The sequence below is a fragment of the Moorena sp. SIOASIH genome, assembly GCF_010671925.1.
Classification (GTDB): Bacteria; Cyanobacteriota; Cyanobacteriia; order Cyanobacteriales; family Coleofasciculaceae; genus Moorena.
The window spans coordinates 415,550-436,464 of sequence record NZ_JAAHIH010000006.1; the positions used below are offsets into that span (position 1 = coordinate 415,550).

The 20,915-nt window shown below is 42.9% G+C and carries 19 protein-coding genes; 7 read left to right on the plus strand and 12 right to left on the minus strand.

Annotation, left to right across the window (positions count from 1 at the left end; translation table 11 throughout):
• Positions 1–3: 3 nt before the first annotated feature.
• Positions 4–3,180, minus strand: a complete 3,177-nt coding sequence (locus F6J90_RS33835) for an amino acid adenylation domain-containing protein (protein ID WP_293104148.1) — start codon at positions 3,178–3,180, stop codon at positions 4–6.
• 67 nt (positions 3,181–3,247) lie between these two features.
• Here F6J90_RS33835 and F6J90_RS33840 point away from each other — a divergent pair, with 67 nt between their 5' ends.
• Positions 3,248–3,382, plus strand: coding sequence for a hypothetical protein (locus tag F6J90_RS33840; RefSeq protein ID WP_293104151.1), 135 nt, complete (start codon positions 3,248–3,250; stop codon positions 3,380–3,382).
• A gap of 221 nt (positions 3,383–3,603) precedes the next feature.
• On the opposite strand, the gene F6J90_RS33845 is transcribed toward F6J90_RS33840, so the two are convergent.
• A complete protein-coding gene (locus F6J90_RS33845) occupies positions 3,604–4,089 on the minus strand; it encodes a TerB family tellurite resistance protein (RefSeq protein WP_293104153.1) in 486 nt (161 codons plus the stop codon).
• 617 nt (positions 4,090–4,706) lie between these two features.
• On the opposite strand from F6J90_RS33845, the gene F6J90_RS33850 reads away from it, so the two are divergent.
• Positions 4,707–4,952: a hypothetical protein gene (locus F6J90_RS33850; RefSeq protein WP_293104156.1), complete on the plus strand. Its 246-nt coding sequence runs from the start codon at positions 4,707–4,709 to the stop codon at positions 4,950–4,952.
• Between the two features lie 700 nt (positions 4,953–5,652).
• Here the strand turns inward: F6J90_RS33850 and F6J90_RS33855 are convergent.
• The 9 genes from F6J90_RS33855 to F6J90_RS33895 form a co-directional block, all read right to left on the minus strand.
• The gene (locus tag F6J90_RS33855; RefSeq protein ID WP_293104159.1) at positions 5,653–5,871 is read right to left on the minus strand and encodes a hypothetical protein; all 219 of its coding nucleotides are present in this window, start codon (positions 5,869–5,871) and stop codon (positions 5,653–5,655) included.
• 182 nt (positions 5,872–6,053) lie between these two features.
• Complete coding sequence (locus F6J90_RS33860) at positions 6,054–6,932, minus strand: hypothetical protein (protein WP_293104162.1); 879 nt, start codon at positions 6,930–6,932, stop codon at positions 6,054–6,056.
• A gap of 266 nt (positions 6,933–7,198) precedes the next feature.
• Positions 7,199–7,483, minus strand: coding sequence for a hypothetical protein (locus F6J90_RS33865; RefSeq protein ID WP_293104165.1), 285 nt, complete (start codon positions 7,481–7,483; stop codon positions 7,199–7,201).
• A 1,545-nt stretch (positions 7,484–9,028) separates the two neighbouring features.
• Complete coding sequence (locus F6J90_RS33870; RefSeq protein ID WP_293104167.1) at positions 9,029–9,505, minus strand: helix-turn-helix transcriptional regulator; 477 nt, start codon at positions 9,503–9,505, stop codon at positions 9,029–9,031.
• A complete protein-coding gene (locus F6J90_RS33875) occupies positions 9,502–9,726 on the minus strand; it encodes a hypothetical protein (protein ID WP_293104170.1) in 225 nt (74 codons plus the stop codon). The genes F6J90_RS33870 and F6J90_RS33875 overlap by 4 nt, the downstream gene beginning before the upstream one ends.
• Positions 9,727–10,093: 367 nt before the next feature.
• The gene (locus tag F6J90_RS33880; protein WP_293104173.1) at positions 10,094–10,282 is read right to left on the minus strand and encodes a hypothetical protein; all 189 of its coding nucleotides are present in this window, start codon (positions 10,280–10,282) and stop codon (positions 10,094–10,096) included.
• A 295-nt stretch (positions 10,283–10,577) separates the two neighbouring features.
• Positions 10,578–11,393 (minus strand): SDR family oxidoreductase, encoded by an 816-nt coding sequence (locus F6J90_RS33885; protein WP_293104176.1) that lies wholly within the window; start codon positions 11,391–11,393, stop codon positions 10,578–10,580.
• Positions 11,394–11,574: 181 nt separating this feature from the next.
• Positions 11,575–12,000, minus strand: a complete 426-nt coding sequence (locus tag F6J90_RS33890) for a hypothetical protein (protein ID WP_293104179.1) — start codon at positions 11,998–12,000, stop codon at positions 11,575–11,577.
• A gap of 50 nt (positions 12,001–12,050) precedes the next feature.
• Entirely contained in the window at positions 12,051–13,583 is a 1,533-nt protein-coding gene (locus tag F6J90_RS33895; RefSeq protein WP_293104181.1) for a pentapeptide repeat-containing protein, read from the minus strand.
• Positions 13,584–13,874: 291 nt separating this feature from the next.
• On the opposite strand from F6J90_RS33895, the gene F6J90_RS33900 reads away from it, so the two are divergent.
• On the plus strand, positions 13,875–14,015 hold the full coding sequence (locus tag F6J90_RS33900) for a hypothetical protein (protein WP_293104182.1): 141 nt from the start codon (positions 13,875–13,877) through the stop codon (positions 14,013–14,015).
• Between the two features lie 113 nt (positions 14,016–14,128).
• On the opposite strand, the gene F6J90_RS33905 is transcribed toward F6J90_RS33900, so the two are convergent.
• The gene (locus tag F6J90_RS33905; protein ID WP_293104185.1) at positions 14,129–15,625 is read right to left on the minus strand and encodes an FHA domain-containing protein; all 1,497 of its coding nucleotides are present in this window, start codon (positions 15,623–15,625) and stop codon (positions 14,129–14,131) included.
• A gap of 609 nt (positions 15,626–16,234) precedes the next feature.
• Between F6J90_RS33905 and F6J90_RS33910 the strand changes: the two genes are divergently transcribed.
• The 4 genes from F6J90_RS33910 (at position 16,235) to F6J90_RS33925 (ending at position 20,911) form a co-directional block, all read left to right on the plus strand.
• Entirely contained in the window at positions 16,235–16,990 is a 756-nt protein-coding gene (locus F6J90_RS33910) for a hypothetical protein (protein ID WP_293104188.1), read from the plus strand.
• 860 nt (positions 16,991–17,850) lie between these two features.
• A complete protein-coding gene (locus F6J90_RS33915) occupies positions 17,851–18,612 on the plus strand; it encodes a hypothetical protein (RefSeq protein ID WP_293104191.1) in 762 nt (253 codons plus the stop codon).
• Positions 18,613–19,130: 518 nt separating this feature from the next.
• The gene (locus F6J90_RS33920; RefSeq protein WP_293104194.1) at positions 19,131–20,690 is read left to right on the plus strand and encodes a B12-binding domain-containing radical SAM protein; all 1,560 of its coding nucleotides are present in this window, start codon (positions 19,131–19,133) and stop codon (positions 20,688–20,690) included.
• 59 nt (positions 20,691–20,749) lie between these two features.
• Positions 20,750–20,911 (plus strand): hypothetical protein, encoded by a 162-nt coding sequence (locus F6J90_RS33925; RefSeq protein WP_293104196.1) that lies wholly within the window; start codon positions 20,750–20,752, stop codon positions 20,909–20,911.
• Positions 20,912–20,915 lie beyond the last annotated feature (4 nt).

The window sequence follows — 20,915 nt, forward strand, 5'->3', positions numbered from 1 at the left end:
TTTCTACTTAAATAATCTTGCTAACTGTTCAATTGTTTGGTGTTTAAAGATTGTTGCCAGTGGCAATTTTTTACCTAACTGCTCCTGAATTCGAGCAATCAAGCGAACTCCTAAAAGGGAATGACCACCTAGGTCAAAAAAGTTATCTTGAACTCCTACAGAACTAACCCCTAGAACTTCTGACCAAATTTGTGCCAGTTGTTTTTCTAAGGCATCCCGAGGCGCAATAAAATTCGCTTCACTACCCCACCGAGAAGCATCGGGTGCAGGTAAGGCGCGACGATCTATTTTACCATTAGGAGTTAGTGGAATTGCTTCCAAAATAATGATAGCTGCCGGAATCATATGGTTGGGTAGCTGAGTATTGAGAAAGGAACGCAATTCACAAACTGTGAGTTCTTGCTGTTGCGGAACCACATAGGCAACAAGGCGTTTATCACCCTCAATATCTTCTCGAACAATAACCAGGGCTTGCCGTACATTTTGATGTTCTCCTAGCACAGCTTCAATTTCTCCCAATTCAATGCGGTAGCCTCGCACCTTGACTTGGTTATCGATACGACCCAAAAACTCGATGTTACCATCGGGTAGATAGCGAACTAGATCGCCCGTTTTATAGAGTCGAGAACCCGATTCATCCCTAAAGGGGTTGGGAATAAATTTCTCAGCCGTGAGTTCTGGTCTGTTCAGATAGCCTCGTGCTAAACCTATACCGCCGATATGGAGTTGACCAGGAATACCGATGGGAACTGGTTGGAGGTGATCATCAAGAATATAAAGTTGAATGTTAGGCAGGGGACGACCAATGGGTGGTTTGCGATCACAACCGCCACATTGAGCGTAGGTGACTGTAACCGTAGATTCCGTTGGACCGTAAGTATTAAATAATTGCACTCGTCTCGACCACTGCTTTGCCAAAGCCGGAGGACAATCTTCCGCTCCCACAAACATTGTCCGCAAACTAGGCAGTTCTGCATCAGCTAGAGTTGCCAGTATTGAGGGGGTTAGGGAAATATGGGTGACTTCTTGCTTTTGCAATGTCTCTATTAAATCAGAACCAGGTCGCAGTGACTCAGTGGTGGCCAGACCAAGCCGCGCCCCAGAACATAGCGCCATTGCTATTTCCGCAATTGAGTGGTCGAAGCTCAAAGAAGTAAACTGGAGAACGCAACACTCAGGCTGCATATCCAGGATATCAATAAAGGCGGGGACTAGATTGGACAATCCTTGATGGGTAACTAAAACCCCTTTCGGCTTACCTGTCGAACCTGAAGTGTAGATCAGATAAGCTAAGTTGTCAGGCTGTACCTGATGCACAGGATTCTTTTCACTAAAAGTAGTAATTTCTTTCCAGTCTGAGTCTAAACAAACAACCTTTTTAGCACTCAGAGGAAGTCGTTCAAGTAACTGCTGCTGAGTTAAAAGTAGGGAAACCTGAGCATCTTCTAGCATATAAGCCAAGCGCTCTTGAGGATATACCGGATCTAAGGGTACATAAGCCCCACCAGCTTTGAGAATTCCCAACACTCCGACTACCATCTCAATAGAGCGTTCCACGCAAATACCCACCAATGTCTCTGGTTTGACTCCTAGCGATCGCAGATAGTGGGCGAGTTGATTAATCCGGCTGTTCAACTCCCGGTAAGTTAATTGCTGAGTTTCAAACACCACTGCCACTGCATCAGCTGTCCGTTCCACTTGCTTCTCGAATAACTGATTAATACAAGTTTGAGGAGTATATTGAGTCCGAGTTTGATTCCACTCCACTAACAACTGATGCTGCTGTGTTTCTGTTAATATGGCGAGTAAGTAAACTGGCTTTTCTGGCTCAGTAACAATTCCTTTTAGCAGATGCAGGAAACAAGACTCTATCCTGACAACGGTATCAAAATCAAATAGATCGGTATTGTACTTAAAAACACCAGCCAGTGAACTTTTTGTTTCCACCATCTCTAAGATTAGGTCAAACTCACCTTCCTGCTGGGGGATTTTCCAAGGTTCTACATCTAATCCTCCCCAAGTAACTTGACCCCCTGTTTCTTCCCCTGCCAACTGTTGTGACAATAATTGGGCAACTACTTCCGAACTCTGAAATTTTTCAAGGGAAAACACTACTTGTAAAAGAGGTGATAAACTGGCATCTCTTTGGGGTTTTAACTGCTCTACAAGAAAGCCAAAAGGATAATCTTGATGGGCGAATGCTTCCAATGCTGTTTGATGCAATTGAGTGAGAAACTCTCCAAAAGTAGGATTGCCAGAGAGATTCCCTCGTATGACAACCAGGTTGATAAAATAGCCCACTACTTGACTAAATTCAGGCTGGTTTCGTAAGGAGGTGGGAGTTCCGACTAAAATATCTTCTTGACCTGATAAGCGGTAAATTAATACCTGAAAGGCTGCTAGGAGTAAACTATCGAGGGTGACTGAATAATCTTGTGCTAGTTTCTTGAGTTGAGTAGAAAGTTCTTGGGTTAGCTGGAAATAATGGGAACTGCCATTGTAGGTTTGAACTGAAGGTCTAGGGCGATCAGTGGGTAAGTTTAAGACTGGTAATTTTCCTGCTAGCTGTTGTCGCCAATAACTCTCAAGGCTCTTTCTCTGAGCACTGGCTAACATTTTGTTTTGATAGTCAATAAAATCTTGATAGGAGACTTTTATTGGGGGTAGAGAATCTCTAGTTCCTTTGTATACCAAGCTGAGTTCTTTAAGTAACACCTCCATTGACCGAAAATCAATGGCAATTTGGTGTATTACTAACAGCAGCACATGCTCTGTTTGAGAGCGAGTGAATAGTAAAACTCTTATAGGGAGTTCTTGTTCAAGATTGAAGGGAATGTGAGCTGACTGGGTGAGGTGATGGTCTAATTGCTGATCAGTCCAATGTGAGGCATGTATCTGCTGGAAAGGAATTTCTACTTTTTTGTTAACAACCCTAAACGTTTGACTATTACGTTCAGTATAAGTCGTTTTTAGGTTGGGATGACGGTCAATTATTGCTCTGACGGCAGTTTGCCAAGCGTTCAGATTTATCTCTGATCTAATTAGCACAGCAAACAAGACATTGTAAGCCCAAATTTGCGGTGCGAGTTTGTTGATAAACCACAGAGCTTGTTGACCACAAGAGAGAGGATAAAAGTCTTTTTCGGCTTTTTCTGATGGTAATGATTCTATTCTGCTCAAGATTGTTGTAGGTTCAATACTTGAATGGTCAGGGAAGATTATTGTTACTCTAGCAGTTTTATATTGGATGAGATACGGCGGTTTGCATAACTATCAGGTACACAGGATTATTTTCCCTCTTCCCTCTTCCCTCTTCCCTCTTCCCTGCTCCCTGCTCCCTGCTCCCTGCTCCCTAAAAACCCAGAACTTTGTACCTAACTGAATTGCAAACCGCTGTAATTTTCTTTTCTTGACAGAAAATGCGCGCTGTAAACTCTTCAAAATAACCAAATAACTATTCCACATGACTTCTATCAAAACCTAGGATAAACAGGAGAATCTTAATGCTGATTACAGACTCAAGTTTTAGAAAGAAAATTTTATTTCTCTTAGCATCAATGTTTCTCCTGAAACTACTTAAATTATAGTTAATAAATTAAAGTATTAAACTTCAGTTTCAAATAGTGCAAGTCGCAGTCGATCTCCTGACTCTTCTATTTCTATCAAAGACTCAAGACTAACAACTACACTCCGTTCAATTCCTAAAATTTCTGCGGCTCGCGCAACAGCTGCTTTTTCTTTATCGTGGTACACTCCATCAGCACGGCTCATTTTGATGGCTTGATATAACATACAACGCTTAAAATTCACAGGAAAATCATGATGAATACCGCCCAATAGCTGTTGAATGTCCAGGTTTTCTCCATCGAATTTTAGGATATTTTCTTCTATCAGCTCAGATGGTACTCCCATCATATTTTGTTCTTCGACAAACCAATCTAATTCTGCCTGTGCTAACTCACCATCAGCACTGGCGATCGCCATTATGGCTTTGATATAGTTCCTCGAGGTCTCAAAGTTTACAGGTGCAGTAATGTTGTATCTCTTTTTGGCATATGGCTTCATTTCATAAGTTGTTTCAGTGGTCATCGTTTTTTCCCTGAATACTTCGCTGTTATTCTACAGAGTTCTACAAAAAAATTCAAGTGTAACAATTTTTATCTTAATAGGAGTTAACCATTGACATAAAGCACCAAATATGCATTACGTGATTCAGGAATTCGAGGTTGATTTTTTGACGCTTTTTAAGTGATCGCTATTGATTAGAGGATGATTGAGAAAAACCTGAAACAACGTATTTTCGTTAATACACAAGATAGTAAATTTGTACAGTGCGTAAGTCCTACTTTCCTTGAAGCAAAAATCCGTTCTGATTTTCCTTAGACATCTCCAGGAATTGCGAAGCAATTCCATCACTAGCTTTGAGACGCTTGGGATGATTCACAAATGTGACAAATTTAAACTAAATAATAATGGTTTGTAATATTTGTTAATTTTAATTCAACTAAAAATTACCTGAAGGAGGGAGCAAACAGGCTGAAATGCTTGGTATGTAAAGCTACTGGGGGGGCGACATGAATGGCTAGGTCGCTTATCCTGTCAGCTTCCTAGCCATTTATGTCGCCCCCCCAGCCCACACCTCACAAGGGTAGGTTTTTTACATTTGGGCGAGTACGTACTGGCATTGGGTATTTTGAACTCAAAATATGTCGCCAAATCTCCCAGAATTTCCCCCGATTACCGACCCATCTCCCCATATTCCCCTCCTGGTCGGGGTGTCGGGTGGGTCCGGATTCCCCATTCCCCATTACCTATTACCGATTACCTATTACCGATTACCTATTACCGATTACCTATTACCGATTACCTATCTCCAATGTAAAAAACCTACCCCTGTGAGCCAGCCCCCACACCCCACACCCCACACCCCACACCCCACACCCCACACCTGAGGTCTTTGTTAAAAACCTACCCTTATGAGGGAACCCGACCGGGGTCGCACCGCTATACAAAATCTTTTTTTGTAAGCTTGGATAGCCATTTCTAATCTGCTCAAGTTTGTCAAAATAAACCAGCCTTCACTTGACTCAATTCCTCGGTAGTTTCGCTGCCATTTCCCAGCTACGTTAAACGACCCAAATCCGTTGGTTTTGGTCACTCTAACGTCCTTTAGAAATAGACTCATACCAGGAGCTAATCCTAAGTTTTTTAACTCCACTAATAGATCGGATTCGGCCTCGACAAAGGTACTCTTTTTAAGCCGTAAACAAAAGTCTAATCCTTGTTGTGCCAGCCAATGACCCAGCTTGACTCCACAAAATTATCGGTGCGTAGTTTCGAGGAAACCTCGAAACTACGCACCGAAGGTCTCCAGGGTTTATAAGTCTTGAATTGAGACAAAGCTTTGCTCAATACCTCCGTTTGTTCCTGATAATTACTATTCCCTTTCTTGTCTAAAATCCTCCAGTATATCGGCCAAGCTCTCTTGTCCCAAATTAAACTCGCAATCAGGAGGTGCGACCCGTGGCGAATTTAATTCTTAATGGGTCAAGCGCACCTTATATTAATATCACCCCAACTGGTACGGTCAATGGCAATATACACCACTTGTTTTGGTTCAATTGCACCAATCAGTTGTTTTTGTAGAATTGGTCACCAAAGAGTCTCAATACATAATTCTTTGAGTACCAGAAATCTTTGCAGCTTTTTGCGACGACTTTCAAACATAATGGGTAAGGGTAAGGATGCTGCTAGGGTTTCCAGCTTGACATTTTTGACCGATTGCAATACCGTAACCAACAAACAGCAAAGCAGATAGTGAGCTGTCGTGAGTTGACTTTTAAGATGATTTTGGTAAATTGTGGGTAGCATTTTTTCTGATCGGCCCGGGTGACAAGTAGCGGGCCTATCTTTTTTGATCACAATTTGCTCAAATTTCCATCCGGTAAAGCTTACAGGCATTTTTGTCGCCCCCCCAGCTTTATGGATAAAAAAATAATGATTTTAGACTAGCAAGCATTCACTACTAAGTTGTTTGACTAGCAAACCCTTGATTAATCAATATGCTTGCTAAAAAAGTCCAAGATTTTCTCAGGATATTTTCCGACGTAATCGTAAGCGGCTGCTCGTTGCTTGGTAAGGTCGAGCCAAAGCATTTCTTTCTCTACCGTTAATTCGTTATAGTACTGCTTAACAAAATCAAGATTAGTCCATGGGTCATTTTCATTCTGAATAACCAGAGTTGGGACGTTGATACTTTTCACGTTTGGCAAAAAAGAAGTCGTATTTAAGTCAAAACTAGCTCTATGCTTGTTGAAACTATTGACCCTATTGGCAAGAAAACCCGGTATACCCATAGCACGAACAAAGTCTTGATAAAGAAGTGGTTGTACCGCTATCAAGGCTTTGATATTTTTGTAGTCTTGTAAACCATTTTCAATTCCGTAGGCGTAAGTTGTAGAGCCAGCCCCCATACAAATGCTGAGTAATCCGACTTTGCTGTCTTTTAAGTCTGGGTGATAAGTAATAAAATCCACTGCTGCAATGACATCTTTGCTCTCTTGAGGACCCCATGATACCCAGGGACAAGTTCCTGTTTCACTATTGCCATGGTTTCTAAAATCGTACATAAGTACGGAGTAGCCTGCGTTGACCAGATACTTTGCTTGATTGAGAAATGAGATATCTGTTTTCCACAGCGTAATCAAACCTTTATCTTTGGGAGTATACCCTGCTCTGCTGCATTGAACACCAAAATGGGATTGAATAATCACTTTATCTGTCCCTCCCTTAATTAACCAACCAGAAAGGGTCACTCCGTCACTGGCTTTGAAGGTTACGTCTTCATAATCTAGTCCGAAATCTTTGGGATTATTAAACACTGGCGATTTACCCGGCTTGATCATCATATCGGCTAAATAATTTACTATCATTTTAGTTGGCCTCCTTTGGCTTCTGGGGTGATATAATATCTAAAAAAATACTATAGCAATTTTCATAGCTATGAAAATTGCTATAGTAAGCTAGACTCAATTGAATTTTTATATGGTTTTGGTATAATTCTAGTAATATTGCCCATAGGTAGGTGTTGTTGCAAATTGATATACTTACCTTTTTATAGCACAAAATTATACTAGCTTTATATACCAATAATTCCAGGCTATTTCCTCGCCCCTTCAGGATAAACCATCTATTTGAACTAGATGCTAAATTGCTCTTTAATACCTTGGATAAACGTCTTATCATCCAATTCTTTTCGATTAGCTACCATCATCCTGGCATCTTCGCCAGCAGTATATCGCAATTTATCAGTGCCGTCTGTTGCTGCTTCATAAATCACTTTAGCGACAACAATAGGCTCAGAAGCCTGCTCAGCCAAAGATTCCATCGAATTGAACAGCTTACCAATTAATTCTTGATACTCAGTTAGGCTTTCATCGTTGCTCATATCAAGAGAGCGACCAGCAAAATCGGTTTTAATCACTCCTGGTTCAACAATTTTTACTAGCAGGGGGACAACAAAGCTTGTAACATAGACATGGCTTGTTCCCTGGCTCGCTTACCTTTTCTATAATGCTTGATCCAACGGCGATTAATTTGCATGCATTTCGTCCACAATTTTTTCGCAAATTTGCCCTAAGCACAGCCAATGATACTGATGTTGACCAACATAAAAAGCAGACGGTGCGCGCCTCCAAGGCCGCGAGCAATCCCTCGCGGCCTTGGGTCGCACCGCTATGTCTGCGACCATATTTTGATTTTGTTTCTGGTCGTACAACATATTTCTGTATTCCCATTTTCTTAATTTCCCGTCCTTGAAGGGTGGCACTGGTATAGGCAATGGCTATCACAATAATCAACTTGGTCAGAATATCTGACCCCAGATTTGAGCCTTCTAGACTATAACCACCTGATTTAAAATCTCGAAACATTGTCTTGATGCAAAGCGCGAGTGGGGGAAACCACGGCAGTTGCTCATGGGGGGAACCCCCAAGACCGCACTGCCTCCCCTGTTCCCTTGCTGCCTCCCCTGTTCCCTTGCTGCATCGCTTTCTGACAAAATTTGGGTGTCACATTTTTGCCGTAAACAAAAATATACCTTACGTTCAGCCAGCCAGGGACCCAGTTTGGTAGAGCAAAATTCTCGGTCTCCCAGCACCACGACATCATAGGGTGATAGTAACTCGCTTACTTTTACTCAATACTGCCTTTTGTTCAGACAAGTTACTATTTCCTTGTCTTGATGCAATAGCGAGTGGGGGAAACCCCCAAGGGAGCAGGTCAAATTTGCTGAAACATTAGTACTATTTTCCAGTAAAGCAAGCTTAAACCCATGAGGGGGCTATAGATAATGTACAAATATTCATCCTGGACATGCTTCCCCTATTACCTATTACCTATTACCTATTACCTATTACCCATTACCTATTACCTATTACCTTAGTACTTTTGTTCTGCATAAGTGACATGCTCCCAACCCCCAAGACCGCGCTGCATCGCTTTTTATCTAATGATGTCCAGTAAATCGGCCAGGCTCGATGATCATAAACCACACTCACCATCAAGATATTAATCACACTCCAACTTGTTCTATCAATGACCAGATAAATCCTATCATTAGGGTTAAATATATCCTCTAAAAGAGCGCTGACGCAGGGAAACCAGATAGTTTCAATAGTAAAGTTTTTGAGTCTCAAAAATCGCCGTACTTTCCGACGACGGCTATCTAATAAAATAGGTAACGGTAGCGATTATGCTAAGACATCTAACTTCACTTGTTTGAGCAATTGTAAACTAATTACCATCAAGTTTAGAAATAGATATGCGCTCGTTACGCAGCTGATTTTGGATAATTTTTTGGTATAGTTTAGCTATCATTTTGTTGAGATAGGTTAGGGGGACTACTTTTGACCTATCTTTTTTTATCTCTTTCTGCTGTATCGCTGACTACATAAGACTCCCATGCCTCGTTCCCTGTCAGAATGCACCCAATTGATTGAGAGGTTTCACTAGACGTATTACCGATCAATTATCCTGCGGTGATTGGGGTTATTCTGAGAGTATCTAGAGGAACTAAAAACTCACCTTTTTGGAGCTTAATATCCAGGGCATCAAGGACAAACAAAAAATCTATAAGGCTTGCTGTTTGGTAGTCTTTATCTTCATAGTCTATGATTTTTTCCTCGGTTAAACCAGCGATATCCGCCAGTTGTTTTTGGCTTAGATTAGCAGCTAGTCGAGCTTTGATAATAAGTTGTGGTAAATTTTTAATATCATCAAGCTTAAGAACAATTGGAGTACGAACGTCATGGTTGATGAGGGTTTCGTATTCAGCAACTTCGGTTTTTAAAGCATTAAGATGACTTTGGAATGAATCGCGCTTAATCTTCCACCAACAATCATTTTTTTTGATATCTTCATCTTGAGCGTCATAAACAGATAAGTCAGATTCAAATTGACGAACTAATTCTTGGCTGTAGTCATACTGTCTTTGATTTTTAATCATGGTTCCCACCTCAATAAATCTATAGCAATAATTCCTTTGGCGTTTTTATCCCTATCCTTTTGAAAGAATTCTAGGGAGTTCATCTCGTAAATGCCCACTGGCTGCTCTGAAGGAAAAATCTCACCTTTATAGATAGCTTTTTGTGCATCGCGGTCGATAGGATTGAGTAATCTGGATGAGTAAGGAGATAATTTACATCCACATCTTCTGTATCCCAACATGCATCATAATCATTTGGTCTGGGCTTACTTGTGACAAAACTGCCATTGATATAAATGGTTCTACATCCCGCTGCCTTTAATTGCTCCATTGCTTTTTTGAGTCCTTCTATCTGGCGTAACCGCGTTACGTTAGTACCAAAACGCTCTTGAAATTTTAGCCATGTAGTCCAATGTATGCCAGGTGGTAGGTTTCCTTTTTCATCAAAACCGGGTATTGTCATTTTAACGCAAAGCCAAGATTCGACATCTTTTAATCAGAGATGATAGAATAATTTTTCGACTGGCGGAGAATAGTTGCTAACTCTTCAATCCTTGGCTTTGGAACAAAGTGGCTATGGGTAGATTGTTCCCTAACTGCTGCTGAATTTTAGCAATAAACCCGAACTGCTAAAAGGGGAGTAGGGAGTAGCTCACAGGGGAACTGGTCTGGTTTTCCCGCAGATGAGCAATATAGCGCTACGCGCAAGGCAAAAGGCAAGAGGCAAGAGGCAAGAGGCAAAAGTTGACGTGCATTAGCGCAGGTGCGCTTTCCGCATCTAATTATTAAATTCGCCACGGGTCGTACCTTTTTCAGCTTTTATCAATGTCCTAACCTTAATGCGTAGTGCTATATACCTAATACTGGCTGAAAGCACTGCAGTCTAAACCCTTGTATAGACTGTGCTTTATTTTTTTATGGCTGAAGGGACTTTGGTTACCTCTGGGGCGTTGCTTATCCAAGGAATGCTTTTCTTTTTATTATACCATTTAAGCAGCAACGCCCCTTTTTATAGCACAAAATTATACTAGCTTTACATACCAATAATTCCAGGCTATTTCCTCGCCCCTTCAGGATAAACCATCTATTTGAACTAGATGCCAAATTGCTCTTTAATACCTTGGATAAACGTCTTATCATCCAATTCCTTTCGATTAGCTACCATCATCCTGGCATCTTCGCCAGCAGTATATCGCAATTTATCAGTGCCATCTGTTGCTGCTTCATAAATCACGTTAGCGACAACAATAGGCTCAGAAGCCTGCTCAGCCAAAGATTCCATCGAATTGAACAGCTTACCAATTAATTCTTGATACTCAGTTAGGCTTTCATCGTTGCTCATATCAAGAGAACGACCAGCAAAATCCGTGTTAATCACTCCTGGTTCAACAATTTTAATTTTGCAGCCAATTGCCTCCATTTCAAAACTCAGACCTTCGGAAATCCCCTCAACAGCAAATTTAGTCCCGTTATATAATGAAAATAAGGGAAAGGTCATTTTGCCACCAATCGATGAAATATTAATTAAAATACCATCTTTATTTTGTCTGAAATGGGGTAGGATTGCTTTGGTTACATCTAACAGCCCAATAACATTAACATCAAATTGTCTTATTATATTTTCCCTGGGGGTTGCTTCTAAAGGGCCAAAAGCACCATAACCAGCATTGTTGACCAAAACATCTATTTTGCCGAATTTTTCAATGCCTAGCTGAACGGCTTTTGTAATTGAATCTTGGTCTAAAACATCTAGTCTTGTCACCAACACATTATCAAGGGTGGTTAGTTCTGCTTCCTTTTCTGGAGTTCTCATGGTTGCCACCACGTTCCAACCATTTTCCTGGAACAATTTTGCAGTTGCTTTTCCAATACCGCTGCTTGCTCCTGTAATTAAAATTGTCTTACTCATTTTGGATTCAAACTAATTTTTGTGATTGGACTACGACAATTCACGCTTGAATGTCGATTCAGTTTGATCATATACTAAGGAAGCGCTAAATTTCACTAGCAAGTTACGCGACACTACATGCACAGTGCGTCAATGAATAATTATGCAGGTTATCTGACACAAAGCGAAAAGATGACTTTTGTCAAAGACAGATATAGCAATTATCATAGCTATGAGGTACAAAATTTCGGGATTTTAGGGAACAGGGAATAGGGAATAGGGAATAGGGATGCGCTGCATCAAAACAGGGAATCAACATTAAAGAAGACTGTACCTCATAACTGAGAGAAAAGCTATATATAGCGAAAGGGTTTTTAGACAATCTCACCCTTGTTAAGGCCAAATGCCTGTAAATTCGGCGTTGCGTCAGTCTTTGAATGAATAGGAGTAGAGTGGGCATCCTGCCCGCCCGGAAATAAGCATGAAACTGGCAAGATGCCAGTTCCACCAAGATGCCAGTTCCACCAAGATGCCCATTCCACGGCAAGATGCCTATTCCACAGGTGCGACCCAAGGCCGCGAGGGATTGCTCGCGGCCTTGGAGGCGCGCACCTACTCTTAAAATCATTCCATTATTAAGCAACGCTGTAAATTCCTTAGTTGGGAGAATGGTGTCTACTATGGGAGAATGGTGTCTACTAAAATAGCGCCAGTCAGATCAGCCCCATCTAAGTTAGCTCCGGTAAAGTTAGCTTTGGTGAGGTCAGCATTCACAAGCAGAGCATTACTGAAGTCACCGTTAATTGCAACACCATTAACAAACGTTACACCGGTTAAATCCGCTCCAATAGTGTCTGAATCAGCACCGTCACTAAAGTTTGCATCTGTCAAGTTAGTAACATTTAAGTTGGCACCATTAAGATTAGCATCTTGGAAATTGCTACCGATAAAACTACCTACTTCTAAGCTAGTTCCGCTGAGGTTTGCATTTGTGAATTTAGTCAAGCTATCTCCAGTAGCTTCTTTGAAATTTGCATCGATAAGACTAGCACTAGTAAAGTCGGTTCCAGTGACGTTTGTTTTCTGAGCAACGACGTTATCTAAGATGGCTCCATCTAGTTCAGCATTGCTGAGAATTGCCTCGGTCAAGTCAGCGCCGCTGAGATCGACTCCGCTCAGGTCTGCCCCTGTTAGATTTGCCCCTTTTAGTTTGGCTCCACTAAGATTAGCTCCTGTTAGGTCAACTCCACTTAAATCGACTCCTTCCAGGAAAGCATTGTCGAGTTCAACTCCTCCGGTCAAGACTGCTCCGGTTAGAATTGCGCTGTTTAAGTTAGCATTACTCAGGTCAGCTCCCGTGAAGTTGGCATTGGTTAAATTTGCACCTTCGAGAAAGATACCTTCCGCAGAAACACCTGTGAAATTAGCATCGTTGAGGACAGTATCAGCCAGAGTAACACCAGTCAGTATAGTGGGTGTATTCGCATCAAAGGCACTAAAGTCAGCACCACCAAGATTGAGATCTTCGGCACTGAAGTTGGTTAAATCAGCACCTCGGAAGCTGGAATTGGTTGAGGTTGCTCCCCCAACTGCTGAAACATCAGTCCACTGCACACCACTGAGGTTTGCCAAATCAAAGGTAGCGTTACTGAGAGTGATATCCGTGAAGCCGACTCCGGTAAAGTCCACTCCTGTGAAATTGGTATTGACTATAAGATTAGCTTCAAGGCTAGCCCCTTGCAGGTTAGCATCCGTAAAGTTAGCATCTGTCAAATCAGCAGCTTTGAGATTCGCTTGAGTCAGATTAGCTCGGGTAAAGTTAGCTCCAGTCAGATTTGGTCGCTCCGACTGTTCTCCACTCAGCTCAGCTTTGAATAAGTTGGCATCCTGTAATTGGGCATTGGACAGGTCAATACCATTAGTGCTGATCTCAGATAAGTTAACCTCTCGCAGGTTAGCACCACTGAGATTGACATTCTCTAATGTTGCTTTAAAAAGGGTCGTTGTCGGGAAGGTTGCACTGGGTCTGAAGTTGGCATTGGTGGCATTAACATTTAACCAATTTGTTTGTTCAAAGTTAGTTCCTCTCAGCTCTGTGTCAACGAATGAGACATTGGTCAAAGTGGCTTTAAAAAAGGTAGAACCATTCAGATTTTGGCCATTAAAATTATTTCCAACCAGAGCTTGCTGGCTAAAATCTAAAACTGCCATAGCTATATACCTTTGCAAAACTTAAGGTCTATAGGAACAGTAATCAGATCTATATCAAGAGGAAAGCCAATGTGGCCTCATTATGTTGATTTTTGTAAATTTACGTGATGTTTTGTGAAATGTAAGTGCTGATAACTTCAGTTTGATGTAGAAGGGTACTTGGTGTTTTTTTGAGGATACAGGAAACAGGAGCCAGAATCCAGGAGAATCCTCTACAATTTCTGGGCAGCTATACAGCATCATAGTCATTAATCCATTGGTGGGCAGTGCCGACCAGGGTGATTGGCTAGGTTGGTGAATCTGTCTGATGCACTGCCCACCCTACATCAACCTCCCTACTCCCTAGGACGAAAGTACTTCACCCACTGCAGCATCGTAGTCATTAATCCATTGGTGGGCAGTGCCGACCAGGGTGATTGGCTAGGTTGGTGAATCTGTCTGATGCACTGCCCACCCTACATCAACCTCTCTAAAACCTAGAACTACATCAACCTCTCTAAAACCTAGAACGAAAGTAACTCACAGCAATTGAGAACTGCTCTAGCTCACGCGCTAACTACCACTTGTCCTACAGGATGAGCCACACAAGTCAAAATCATGCCTTCGTTCCGTTCATCCTCTTGGAGACCATCAGGTTCCTCGTCATACTCTACTTTCCCTTTTAGAAGCTTTTGCTTACAAGCACCACAGGCTCCCATGCGGCAACCGCTGGGTAATGCCACCCCTTCTTGTTCAGCCACATCTAGGATCACATCCTCTGCATCACAGGTGACTTCTTTCCCAGACTTAGCAAAGACCACAGTTGGTTCTGAACAGGTTGACGGTGATTTCACTAAGTGTAGTTTAGGACGACCTTCTGCTTTGACTGGTTCAGGAGTTGTTGTTGCTGTTGCTGTCTTTTTTGACAACTTTTTGCCACCAAAACTCTCTTCATAGTAGTTCTCCATCGGGAAGTCTAGACCGGCTAGCATGGTTTTCACCCCTGCCATAAAGGGATTCGGACCACAGACATAAACAATGCGATCGCGAAAATCAGGAGCCATCTGTTGCACCATGGCTTGATTAAGTCTTCCGGTATAACCCCACCAAGCTTGGTCAAGTTCTGGACGAGTGGTGGTAATAGCAGGCTTAAAGTTGGGGTGCAAAGCCGCCATCAACTCTAATTTCTGACGGAAGATGATATCTTTTGGGCTACGAGCGCTGTGGACAAAAACCACATCCACATCAGCCCCAATGTCACAAAGCCACTCAGACATGGACATCATCGGAGTAATCCCGCTACCTGCTGAAATGAACAGCAGTTTATTAGCAGAATGGTCAGCACAGGTAAATTTCCCCATTGGGCCATTTAATCTCACCTCGGACCCAACTTTGATGTTGTCGTGCAACCAGTTAGACACCAAACCGGCTGGTACATCAGGAGCATCGGCTGGTGCTGGAACTCGCTTGACGGTAATTTCCAAAGTATAAGGACGTGAGGGGGCCGAAGAGATGGAGTAGGAACGCTTCACTGGCTTGCCATCAATCTCCAAATCCAGAGTGACAAACTGACCTGGCTTGTAGCTGAACAACATTGGCGGATCCGCCACAAAGCGAAAGGTCTTGACATCATGGGTTTGATCAATGATCTGCACACAGCGGACAGTAATCTCACCCTTAGTCCACCGCTTCATCCCAGTGCTATTGCCATCTACCACTAGGTGCTGTTGCTGGTTAGAATCATACTGCTGTAGTTCTTTGACCAGCAGGACAAAGTCACCGATGCGGATAATATCCTCTTTCCTCAGGAGCCAGTTCTGGTTAACATCTATTTCCTCATTATTGATCCGAGAGCCATCGGTGCTACCGAGGTCAGCAAAGTAATACTTTCCCCCTTGGCATAGGATTCTGGCATGTACACGACTCACTACAGCACTATCCAGAATTAGGTCACAACTCGGGTGACGACCAATCAGATACTGACCTTGAATCTCAGTTCCCGGTTTCAGGGTTTTTTCCTGTAACTCGTTGGTTTGGGAGTTGATAACTATAGTTTTCAGCATGTTTCGTGTCACTCCAGATTACCGCAATAATCGGTCAATTGTGTCAATTACTCAGGACTTAGCCATAAACTCTACCAGTAGGGTGCTTTGATAACACACTATACTAGATAAGCGCGTTTGCGTTTGTTATCCAATTTGGCATAAGTCCTGGTAATGAACTATGAGAGGATGATCTATGCTAACTTCAGGTGCGGCCCGTGGCGAATTTAATTCTTAATACGGAAAGCGCACCTAACAATTGAATTAACACTGGATACCAGCATCATACTTAGTACCCTTGACCTCTCGCAAAAGTTCAGGGAAGGCGCGCGTTCCAATGGGCAGGTAAACTGCCTAAGGCGCGCTTTCCGCTTGAAGAATTAAATTCCCCTAGGGTCGCGCCTCTTGGGTCGCGCCTCTTGGACACCTATATACTTCTCAGCCTTTTGGTAATTTTTTATGCAACAGCATTTTATGACAGCTGCATGCTTACCTTGGCATCGCGACCAAGATTATTTCTGCGCTGAAACTTTTGATATCATCCAACGTCTGTAGTAGTCAGCCAGAAGTCAGGGCATTTGATAATCTTGGCTGTTCACACTATTGATGTGTTGAGGAAGATTCATCTCCATGAAATATCCGATTCGAGTTTTATTCTCACTCCTGACCCTATGTACTATTGGCTTAGGGACCGATCAGGTATCTGCTGAATCGAATCGATGTGGCCAGATTCGTGCTGTACGTCGCTTGGCGATTAGCGAAAACTTAGATAGGGATAATCTAGCTACCCTAGAATATAAATACTGTGGACATAGTAACTTACCTTCATCAAGTATTGAGTCACGACTAAATTCTTCTGAAGATTGCTTCAACCTAACTGTAATGGCAGAACTAGCCAGCATGACAGAAGAGGGAAGAAAGTTTGTAGGTACGATTAAAGGTTTACGGCAAGTTCCCTGTAAACGTCCTAGGCAAGGTCAAAGGTCTTATTTAGAGTGGCCAAATACCTTATACTGGCCAAATGGGAAAACAGTCAAATGGGCGTCAGAGTGGTATTATCCCAATGGCCAGAAGGCAAAATGGGCGTCAGAGTGGTATTATCCCAACGGTCAGGTTGTCAAATACGAGTCATCATATTGGAATTTTTATCCCAACGGTCAGACTGCCAGATCGGGCTCAAATTGGTATACTCCTGAGGGTAGAGGTACTTCAGTGGATAGTTTACTGAGCCAGGGTTGTAGTATAGTTAGCACCACAGAATGCGATCGCATCCTCACATACATCAACCGCTTTGACCAGAACCCCTCTGACGAGAACCCCAGGAACGATTTATTGAGGCATTTGGGAATCATAAAACTTTCTTGGCAGACTTACCAGAGTAAGTAATTAAACTTCAGGGGGTAACAAGCAGCCTTTTTAGCTCCTAAGGGTGTGGAGCCCGGGCTTGGCACTGGGTGTAGGGTGTAGTGAATAATTGCAGCCCTAAGTGAAGTACCCCAACCTGCTTCGCTGAGGTTGGGGCTTCCGACTCTCAGGTCAATTCAGGGACGGTCTTATTCGTCTTTTGGGTTTCCCGCTTCATCCACCGATGCCTCAACCAGAGGCGCGACCCAAGGCCGGGAAACCCGGCCTTGGAGGCGCGCGCCTCCTAGAATTGGTCTTACTCAGCGTCCACAGGCAGACATCCGCCTTCTATCGACGTATATTTTGGCGACAGACTTACCTTGGAATTACAGCGATAGCTGACCAGCTGGGGCAAGTCTCTTCCCTGAGCTCTGCTAGTACTTTTACACCTTGAAGGTAGCCTTTTAGTCAGTCAGGAGGGTCATCGACCAATTTTATTTTAGCACGGCGCTCTAGTTTTCGTCTCGCTATCCATCCTAGAGACGCGCGCCTTAGGGAGTGGAGCCTTATTACAAAAACCTTAACCCTTTTACGCATAACCCTCTAACTATAAAGGCTCCACTCCCTTACGGTAATTTCAACACCGTGAAAGACGGTGGGGAATTCCGCAAGTTTTGTTAAAACCCTAGACTAGATTTATTGAGAACTGCTATAAGTCCCTAAACATAACTTTTGATAGCTAATAACTGACAGCTCAATCCTTAGGATTGAATCGCGACCAAAATTATTTCAATGGTGAAACTTTTGAGATCATCCAACGTCTCTAGTAGTCATTGAGAAGCCAAGGAATTTCATAATCCTGGCTGTTCAGACTATTGATGTGTTAAACAAGATTCATGTCCATGAAATATCCAATTCGAGTGTTATTATCACTCGTGACCCTATGTACTATTGGCTTAGGAACCGATAACGTATCTGCTGAATCGAATCGATGTGGCCAGATTCGTGCTGTGCGTCGCTTGGCAATTCGCGAAAACTTAGATAGTGATAATCTGGCTACCCTAGAATATAAGTACTGTGGACACAGTAACCGACGTTCATCAAGTATTCAGTCACCACGAAATTCCTCTCAAAATTGCTTCGACCTGACCGTAATGGCACAACTAGCCCGGATCACACAAGAGAGAAGAAGGCTTGTGCGTATGGTTGAAGGTTTACAGGAAGTTACCTGCGAACGTCCTAGGCAAGGTCGGAGGTCTTCGTTAAACTGGCAAAATGGGCAAACAGCCAAATTGGGGTCAAATTGGTATTATCCCAACGGTCAGACTGCCAAATTGGGGTCAAGTTGGTATTATCCCAACGGTCAGACTGCTAAATTCGGATCAGCTTGGAACTATCCCAATGGCCAAACTGCGAAATTGGGTTCAATTTGGCATAATCCTAGGGGCAGAGCTACTTCAGCTGATCGTTTACTGAAGCGGGCTTGTCGTATAGTTGGCACCACAGAATGCGATCGCATCCTCACAGACATCAACCGCTCTGACCGGAACCGCTCTGACCGGAACCGCTCTGACCGGAACCGCTCTGACCGGAACCGCAGGAACGATTTCTGGCGGGATTTGGCAATCATACAAATTTCTTGGCAGGCTTACCAGAGTAGGTAATTAAGCCTCAGGGGGTAACAAGCAGCCTTTTTAGCTCTTAAGGGTGTGGAGCCCCAGCTTGGCTCTGGGTTTGGGGTGTAGTGAATAATTGGAGCCGTAATTCAAACCCTAGACTACATTTATTGACTTGAAATTAGCCTAGGCATTCGTTTATGATTACCTGTCATTGTTTACTGATAATTTTTTAGCCAAGTTGGGAGCTTAATAGACCTAGACAGCGGTTCGCCCAGTAAGCATTCAGTGGTCAGCGGTCAGCGGTCAGCAGTCAGTGGTCAGCTATCATGGTTATTTTATTCAAAAGCACCTCAACTAGCGTGGCACAGGCTTCTAGCGTGGCACAGGCTTCGACGCATCGGACCTAACCCATAAGCTGATAGCTGATAGCTGATGACTGATAGCTGATAGCTGATAACTGATAGCTGATGGCTGATAGCTGATAACTGATAGCTGATCGCTTACTTACTTAAGATGTAAGATTGCTATAGGCCCTATGGCCATGTGTGTGAGGATTTCTCTAAATGCGAGTCTTATTACTGTATCCGCTATTTCCGAAAACGTTTTGGTCTTATGACAAAATTCTTGAATTAGTTAATCGCAAAGTTTTATTGCCACCCTTAGGTCTAATTACTGTTGCTGCATTATTACCTCAAGACTGGGAATTTAAACTTGTTGACCGCAATATCCGAGACGTAACCGAAGCAGAATTTGAATGGGCAGAGCTGGTGATAATCTCAGCGATGATTGTCCAAAAAACTGATGCCCTAAACCAAATTAAAGAAGCCAAACGACGTGGTAAATTAGTAGCATTTGGGGGACCTTATCCTACCTCTTTACCCGAAGAAGGAAAGAAAGCAGGGGTGGATTTTCTCATCCTAGATGAAGGAGAAATCACCCTACCGATGTTTGTAGAAGCTTTACAGCGAGGGGAAACTAGTGGAACCTTTCGCACTACAGAGAAACCCGATGTCACTCAAACCCCGATTCCCCGCTATGATTTGTTAGAACTTGGTGCCTATGATTCAATGTCAGTGCAGTTTTCGCGGGGATGTCCTTTTCAGTGCGAATTTTGTGACATAATTATTCTCTATGGCCGCAAACCGAGAACAAAGGAACCAGCCCAGCTTCTCAAAGAATTGGATTATCTCTATGACTTAGGCTGGCGGCGTGGTATCTTTATGGTGGATGACAATTTTATTGGGAATAAGCGTAACGTTAAGCTACTGCTGAAAGAGCTAAAAGTATGGCAGAAGGAGCATCACTATCCCTTCCGATTTAATACTGAGGCATCTGTAGACCTAGCTGCGGATTCAGAATTGATGGAATTGATGGTAGAGTCTAACTTTGATGCTGTATTTTTAGGAATTGAGACACCGGACGAAGAAAGCCTTAAACTAACCAAAAAATTCCAAAACACTCGCAGCTCTCTAAGCGATGATGTAGACAAAATAATTCGCGCAGGCTTGCGACCAATGGCAGGGTTTATTATTGGTTTTGATGGAGAGAAAGAAGGAGCCGGTTCCCGTATTATTAGTTTTGTTGAACAGGCTGCTATCCCTACAGCAATGTTTGGCATGTTACAGGCTTTACCCAATACTGCTCTGTGGAATCGCTTAGAAAAAGAAGGGCGTTTGCGAGATAACACTAAAAAAGATATCAATCAAACCACCCTAATGAACTTTGTTCCTACTCGTCCCATTGAGGAGATTGGTAAAGAATACATAGAAGCATTCTGGACGCTATACGACCCTGAGCGCTATATAGACCGTGCCTATCAATGTTTTTTAAAGCTTGGCCCCCCTAAATGCAAAGCCCCATTCAAAATGCCGGATTTGGTAGATTTGAAAGCTCTGGCGACTGTAATTTGGCGTCAAGGGTTTAAGCGCAGTACTCGCTGGAAATTCTGGCATCATTTATTTGGTATTTTCAGGCACAATCCAGCTGTGTGGGAACATTACCTAACTCTATGCGCTCACAACGAACACTTTCTTGAATATCGTCAAATTGTCCGGGATGAAATTGAAAGACAGTTAGTTGATACTAATCCTAAGTTGATGGATAAAAAATTAATAGAGATATAGCAATTATCAGCAACGTTTGAGCGACCTTGCTTATCCTTTTAAGGCAATAGGCAATAGGCATGCTAGCAATAGGCAATAGCAAAGAGGGTTTTAAGCGATGCAGTGCTAAAACCCTCTCCCTCTACTCCCTACTCCCTACTCCCTACTCCCTACTCCCTACTCCCTACTCCCTACTCCCTACTCCCTACTCCCTACTCCCTAAAACCCCAAGGGCGAGGTAGATGA